The sequence below is a fragment of the Mesorhizobium sp. WSM4807 genome (genome assembly GCF_055811615.1).
Map to the genome: position 1 here is coordinate 52,135 of NZ_JBVVQY010000020.1, position 7,364 is coordinate 59,498.

3 protein-coding genes and 1 pseudogene are annotated in these 7,364 nt (G+C 60.0%); all 4 read right to left on the minus strand.

Annotated features, from left to right (window positions below; all coding sequences use genetic code 11):
• Positions 1–26: 26 nt before the first annotated feature.
• Positions 27–959 carry a hypothetical protein gene (locus tag AC0L3N_RS23640; RefSeq protein WP_473549749.1) on the minus strand — a complete coding sequence of 311 codons (933 nt, stop codon included), beginning with the start codon at positions 957–959 and terminating at the stop codon, positions 27–29.
• The gene (locus AC0L3N_RS23645; protein WP_473549750.1) at positions 956–3,640 is read right to left on the minus strand and encodes a virulence factor SrfC family protein; all 2,685 of its coding nucleotides are present in this window, start codon (positions 3,638–3,640) and stop codon (positions 956–958) included. Before AC0L3N_RS23645 ends, AC0L3N_RS23640 begins: the two co-directional genes overlap by 4 nt.
• 15 nt (positions 3,641–3,655) lie before the next feature.
• Positions 3,656–6,769, minus strand: a complete 3,114-nt coding sequence (locus AC0L3N_RS23650; RefSeq protein ID WP_473549751.1) for a virulence factor SrfB — start codon at positions 6,767–6,769, stop codon at positions 3,656–3,658.
• A gap of 37 nt (positions 6,770–6,806) precedes the next feature.
• Positions 6,807–7,364: pseudogene (locus tag AC0L3N_RS23655) on the minus strand (hypothetical protein); the annotation flags it as partial.

Consider the following 7,364-nt stretch of genomic DNA (forward strand, 5'->3'; position numbering starts at 1 on the left):
GGATTGCCAGGCCTTGTCATTTGTCATTATTCCAAAGTCCCCTCGCAATAAGTGTTCGTCAGGAACCCGTCAAAGCCGGGACCTTGAGGAGAACTCGCGCTTTTCGCGCAGAGGGAACGAAGCAGTTCCTTGGCCCCCGTTTGACCCTCTATCGTCAGCTCGAAATAGGTCCTCGCAGCCTTGTTCGCGTCTGGCTGATCTGCTTTGGCGGGATCGAAGGAACCCGGATCGTACCAGCGCGCGACTTCGAGCTTTGCGTCCTTATTGCCCCTTTCCATCGCAAGATTGATCGCCTGCAAGCCGATCCCTGTGTTGCCTTTTTGGTATGCCTCGCCGCTCAGGGCGAACAGTTCAGCACCGCTAGTGTCCGTCCGCTTCAGCCTCTCGAACTTCACGGGCAAAGGCTCGGGCTTAGGTATTATCCAGTATCCTCCGCCCGCCAAAAGCAGCACCAACGGGATCAGAAGGTATAGGTACCGCCGCCTCTTCTTTGGCAGCCGCAAAGGCGGAGTTTCCTCCTTCAGCTTCGGCTTCTCTTCCTGCACGATCTTTTCGATCACATCTTCGCGGGGCTTCTCAATAGGTGGGGATACGGGAGGTTTGGTCAGCTCTTTGGACCATTCAGGCGGGCGACTAGCGATCTCCGGCCAGAAGGCGCTTCCCCATATGTCATAGGCCTCGACTTCGATCCTTATCTTGGTGTCCAAGTAAATGTGTCCGCAGACCTCGGGCGCAACTGCAACCGTGGCCGAGTTCGCGGTACGGCTGACGACCACCGCTTCTATAGTCGCCGGGCGCGCCTGCCATCCGGCATCGCCAAGATACGGAGTGTCATTGGACTTGCGTGTTATCGTCAGGCGCAACCGCGGAGAGCTGCCCAATTGCTGCGGGAACGTGACCAGGGCATGCCAGAAGAGGCGCTCTTCGTCCTCTGTGACGTCGATCTTAACCTCCGTCATCGAACCGTCCCAACCAACCCGACGGGCTGCGTAGCCGACGCATCGAGCGCCTCCAGGATCGCCCTCAGGCGTTCGTTCTCCCCGACGTTGACTGTGACCCCTTCGCCTGAAAGGACATTGTCGGTGACCAGCTGGTTGAAGGCGTACATCCACTCCGAGAGCGCAAGGTAGGAAAAGTTCCGACGCTCCTTGCCAATCCCGTCGCAGTTGGAAACGTTCGGGCGGCGGGCAAACACCTTGACCTCACCGTCTTCGCCGTCAGGAGCCGTTGGCCGCTTGTCCTCGGGCACCGCCTCGAAACCGAGCGTGCTGACGAAACGGTTTATGCGGCTCGTCGCCAGGAACCCTGCCTTCTCGAGCAGGATGGCAGGGTTCTCGAGCGCTCCCGAGAGCTTGGCAAGATCCTCGGCTATGCGCTCTTCGACCCCAGAGCGACGCGCTGCGGCAGTTAGCTCCGCGATCAGCTCGCTTGCCAATTCCTGGCCAAGGCTAATGGCCTGCAATGCGCCGTCGTTTCTCGCAAGAGCAGAAAGCCCGTCCACCCAATGCTTCATCGCGGAGCGGGCGAGATAGGCTTCGCGCGGGGGCGCTTTCTGTGAAACGGACTGCGAGGACACCGCGGCAGTGGCCACCTTCGTTTTCCCAGGCAGAAGAGGAGGTGATCGGGGCGGCCCCGTACGCTTTCTCAAGGTGGGGTCAGATTGGGCACCTTCCTCCGGCGCGTTCTGGCGCTTGAGACGGTTGCCGTAATCAATGTGAAGATGTTCGGAAATTCCGCTTTGCGAAATCTGCAGCATTTTCATCGCGAGGCCGAACTGGTCCCGCTCCCAAGCTTCGGTCAGGGCCCCAAGAACCCGGTCTGTGACCTCCCTGCGCTCGGCAAGGCGCGTGCTGATGTCGCTGTCGACGAAATATGGAGCCAGCACACGCCGGATTTCATGGACAATGCTGCCAACGCGTCCGCCTATTTGCCCATACTTGATCTCGGGACGGCAGATTGCCGCGAGGTTCTCCGCCAGATAGCTCACGCCACCGTCGTTTAGCTTGAGTGCCTCGTCGAAAGCCCTGGCCGGTTCACGGAAGTGCTGTTTGACTTCGTCGACCTCGAGATAGGCTTCACGCAGAGCGGCCACTTTCGCCACCTTATCCGGCAATATTCCGACCTCGTCACTTCCTCTGTACTTGATCAGGAACTCTGCCTTGAAATTCGGGTTGCGGAGCCAGAACGTGTTGTTGAACGGCCCCTTTGGGGTCCATTCCGAGGGCCACTTGTGGGCCTTGCCGAAATAGCGCGTCAGCGAAGATCCCAGGCGCGCGCCGAAACGATCCGCCAGACTCTGCCCTTCATCGCCCGCCCTTTCGTTGAAGTGCTTGTCGAACATCGTCAGCACAAGGAACAGCGCAGTCTCGACGTTGGCCCGGTCTGCCGGAGTGCTGCCATGCGAAGTCTGGATCCAGTCGTCTATCATGTCAGGAAGCGTCGCGACGTCCTGGTTCGAGTCTTTGATGCAGAGCAACATGCTGGAGAGTTCCTGCTCGGCCACGTACCGGTCAAACAGGAAGGCCACCTTGCCTCTGACGAATAGGTCTTTAAGCCCGTGCGGGTTAAGCTCGAGGAAAGACTCGATCTCCACCTTCTGGCGGCTCCGCGCGCCGGGGAAGTCGAGGAGGTCCGTGTGTTCGAAGAACGGCCAGGGCTGTTCGGAGATCGCGATGCGGAGTTCAGCGGCCAAGGCGGTAATGACCGGCTTCGGAAGCGAAACGGCAGAACCCTTCATCGGCTGGATCAGCAGTTCTTCCTGGCCAGATTTTCCGAGGCCGAGCAGGGTTTCGACGTCGATGATACTGCGATCCCGCGGAACGATTGCCTCGATCGGGCAGTAGGCCTCCTTCGGGAACCCCAGCATCTCGAGGGCGGAAGTGAGCTCCAGATAGATGTCGCTGAACCTCTGAACCCCGCCCCACAGTACGGAAAAGAGGTCGGCCCTATCCGCTACGGAAAGCCGGGGGGCGAGCGCCGCCGCCTCTTCCCAATACGCGCCGAGCGTCTCGATGTTCGTCAATCCGGCAAACTGCTTTTCGAAGTATTCCTGGATGTCCCAGACGTCCTCCTCGGTGATGCCCTCGGCCGATGCCTTCGGAGCGGTCCTGCCGCGGGCTTGTTCCAATGCGGAAACGACAGTATCCGGCGAGAGCGGCGCACGCTTTTTCGCGTCGCCGTCAAGGAAGAAACTGTTGCCTAGAATTTTGGCGACGTCGGCTTCGCTGAGCATTCGCAGGACGACCGGCGCGCCCGGCGGGCTCGGTTCTTCGCGGACCGAGAAACGGGTGACAAGCCCGGTGGACTCCCGATCCCCGCCCGGATTGATCTCCCTAATGAAATCGACCTCCCGTCCGAGATCGCCAAAGCGGGCCATCAAGGGCGTGCTTCCATTACGGGCCAGGACCGACACCAGATACGACTTGCCAGCCTGACTAGGACCGAAAACCCCAACGCACATCGGGCGATCGATCGCCGCCATCGCCTTTCGGGTGGCGACGATGGTCTTTCTGAGCTGCTGCTCGGCGTCAGCGCGCGTTTTGCCGACCCGCTCCGAGTTTGCAGCGGTTCCGATCCAGGCAAGCCCCTCCTGCGCCGATTTCAGCGCGGTGTCACAGGCCTTCTTCAATTCCTTACGCATGCTTCAACCGCCGTTTCACTGGATAGAGATTATTCCCGTGTCGAGCCAGTAACCGTCACCGGTCTCGACCGCGAGCGTGTCCAGCTTCAGCTCCATCAAACGCTTGACCGGAACGCCTTCGGCGTCTTCCGCGTCCTGGATCACGAATTCCTCGCGCGTCGCCTCGCTCGACAGAAGGGCGATCTCGCTCGACTCGTCCTCTTCCGGCACCTGCACGTTGCGCGCGATAGTTATGCGGACTGGTTTGTTTATGTTTCTCGCCGAATGCGTTTGAGCGGTCGTCAGCTTGTAGAGCGGCGTCGCCACCCAGCGCTCCAGCGGAAGTTGCCTGAAACCGATGCGAGTCGGGCTGTGATAGTCGAACTCTGCCTCCTCTGCTGAGGTAGTTGCGGTATCGAGGTCGACCTCCGAGAAAAGCAGACTTTCGTCCGGCAGCGTCGCGTTGCCCTGGAGCCGCCCGATGTAGCGGGCGGTCGACTTCATCCTGAGGTATCTGGAATAGAGGGTGAAGTTGGTGAGCTGCCGTTCCGAGAGCGCGCACAGCATCGCTCCCACGACCGCGGTCGTCTTTGGATCGTTGATGTGCGTGTTGCTGACGCCCCGGAAGGGATACCACGTGCCGACGCGATAGTCCTTGATCGGGATAACGCAGTCAGCGCGGACGGACATCTTGTTAACGAACAGGTTTATCATCTGGGGCAGGCGCATCGGCCGCCCGGTCAGGAGCACTACGTCCACGTCCAGATGGTTGATCGCTTCCGCGATGTTGTCGAACGCGCCGTCGAATATCGACAGGACGCACTCCTCGACCGCCAGAGGGTCTATCGCGATATCGCAGTCAGCGATATTGAATTCGGCGGCCCCGAGCGCACCCATGTTTTCCTTGAGATAGCCGAGTATGCGCGCAGCAACGGGAATGTCGCCTCCGGACTTCATTGTCCAGCCCCCCGTCTCGAAGAAGCTGCCGGCCTTGCGGACTTCCGTCTTGCGGCTTGTTGGCGACATTGCTTCGCATTCGGACAGGAGCCCGATTGCGATTGGCTGAAGGACCTGAAGCACGAACTGTCGGCGCAGGTGTTTTTCCTGCTCGGACATGTTCGGATTGTCCCCCGCGAAGCGGCCTTTGAGATAGTTCCGCGCATTCGGCAGGCCCGCTTGGGCGAGCCCTTCCTCGAGTCTCGGGATCACGACTCGCTCGATCACTGCCTTGAGGAGGTCGTCACCCGCGATGCGGAAGCCCTCTCTGAAGTTCTGGTCGGGAAAGATCGCGACGTTGTCGGTCTGGTAATAGGTCGTAACCATGAGGTCGCTTGTGCCGCCGCCCACGTCGACGCTGGCGATGCGCAGGGAGCGCTCCGCCTTTCCCTTGGACTTGGGCGGCGGGAGTGTCGATGGCCTGTCCCTGTCCTTGCCAAGCACCTCGAACAACGTCCTGATGGAGCCGCCCAGCTTGTGCACCGCCTCGCCATACAGATAGACGAGATGAACCGAACTCGCCTCGTCCCACGAGCAGTGAATTTTCGGACGCTCGCTGTTGATGCCGCCGCCGCCCCATTCTGACAGGGACCAGAGCAGCTTGACCGCGGCTTCCGCGCGCGACCGGAGGATGCGCTGCTCCTGGACCGGAGTGGCGGACGGAATCGTTATGATGATCTTGCGGAGGCGACGCGGAGAGTCCTTGAGCCTTCTTTCGCGACGGGTGCCGGGATTGTTCATCATGGAAATCGCCTGCGCGATGATCTCGACGAGCATGAACGTGAAGAAGGACGACCTCGAGAAACAGAAGCGGCTCGCCGTCTGCATCTCGCTCTCCTTGACCTTCAGCTTGAAATCGCGCCTGTCTTCCACGATCTGTTCGATAACGTCGCCCCTGTCGTTTACGAAACGGTACATGGAACGCTCGATCGGCGGCTCCGGCGAGTTCGAACGGAACTTCCACTCCTGCAGAACCGGATCGGAACTCCACAGATACCGCTTTGGAGAAGAAAGCCCGGTCGCGGCCTCGGTGCCTTCCGACTCACCGCGCAGGCGCGAGGCTTCGGGGCCAATGCGCAGCAGGCTTGGCCAGAAGAACGCCCGGGGCCGGCCAGACCGCCTTGCGATGTCCTCCGGGCCGAATTCCCCGGCTACCAGCTCGCACTGGCTCTCGAACGGATCGCGATAAACGAGCTCGGGCTTCGAAAGGTCCCGCAGCTCCAGGACAACGGAGTTGTTGAGGTCAACGTTCACGTCGTCAGGAAACGACTGGATCAGAAGTCCGCATGACCGCGAGTTTCCGATGTCGAGCACGAGGTCCACATCGACAGGCTGAACGTTCCTGTTTTCGCTGACCGTATCGATGAGGGTGACGCGAACGGGCTTGATCACGCTGGCGAGAAACTGGACTAAGGTTATGTACCGGGCGAGATGCTCGAACTGGAGACCCTCTAAGTCTTCTGGCCGAAGCTCCCTGCCACCCCTCCTGAGCCTCTTGACGGCGTAGAAAATGTCCTTCAGCCAGTCGTCCAGCCACTTCTGCGCGTCCCTTGGGCCTTGCCCGGGAACCTCGACCTTGTGGGACAGGAAGGAGATGATGTCCGGAATCTGGCTGACGAACCGGAAAGATTCGGTCCGCATCGCGTCTTCCGGACATGGCGCGCGATAGGGACCGTTCACCTTCCGGGGCGCGAGCGAACTGTCAAAGGCGAAGATTGCCCGGTGGGTTCCCTTCTGGTCTCCGTAGGCCTTCCTGGTTTCGGTCACCCTTACGCGGACCCAATCGGTCGGGCCTTGCGCGTATATTTCGTTGCCCAGCGCGTCCTTTCCGGGTTCGATCTTGAAGAAGGGCATCGGGACCCAACGGTCCAGAAAGGTCTCAAGCGCCCTCGCTTTCGAGATGTCGCATGTTAGGTCGTCGCCTTTTGGGGCGTAGGGTGGCTCGCCTGAGTCGGGATCGTCATCGTTCCAGTTCGGAAGCAGGCGGACCAACGTCTTTCCATCCGAACCCGTTTCGCCCGGCGACAACCGTTCGATGAAATTCCTCGTCACGAAGCGAGACGCGTCGAAGTCGAAACCGAACTCGACGAATTGGATGCCGCTGTCCGGAACCAGCGTAAAGCCGTCGCTGAAATCGGCGAGGTTGGTCAGCATTGAGTCATCCTGTCAGGTTGGTATCGGCTTGCCGCAGTCATGGTACATCGAACTCCGTGACTTTCAGTTGGGTCGCTTCGTGGGATGTTTCAGTCAGGGTGCCGGTGATGGGAATTGGTTCCGTTGACTCACCCCTTTTTACGATGACGTTGAATTTGGTTTCCCGGGCCGGATCTCCACGCGTATGGTACATCCTCACGTAAACCTCGTAGTGTCCGGGCGGAGGCTCATTCGCCCACGTTATGTGTTCGACTGGCCTATTGTTCTCTCCACTGAGGTTCATGTCGATGTCGTGCACGGCGCCGCATTTCGGAGCTCCAGTTAGAGGCACCAATTCGCCGCTTGGGCATTTCACGAACAGGTCCAAGTCTGTCCGGTTGTCCCAGATGAGGGTTACCTGGGTCTGGCCTGGCAACCCGTTCGCGCCTTTGACGCGGCTGTCTGCTTCCTGTACTGGATCAGGCTCGGGCCTTGGTTCTGGTACGGGTGCAATGCACGAAGTCAGGTGCCGCCGGAGTTGGACCTCGATCGCCGCTGCTTCCGTTATCAGTTCCTGCGTCCGCAGGCTGGCCGGATCAACGGTCGGCAGCGGCGC

Excerpts from the sequence above, each read along its gene's own strand:
- AC0L3N_RS23650 (WP_473549751.1), bottom strand. The coding sequence starts at position 6,769 with ATGCTGACCAACCTCGCCGATTTCAGCGACGGCTTTACGCTGGTTCCG.
- AC0L3N_RS23640 (WP_473549749.1), bottom strand. The coding sequence starts at position 959 with ATGACGGAGGTTAAGATCGACGTCACAGAGGACGAAGAGCGCCTCTTC.
- AC0L3N_RS23645 (WP_473549750.1), bottom strand. The coding sequence starts at position 3,640 with ATGCGTAAGGAATTGAAGAAGGCCTGTGACACCGCGCTGAAATCGGCG.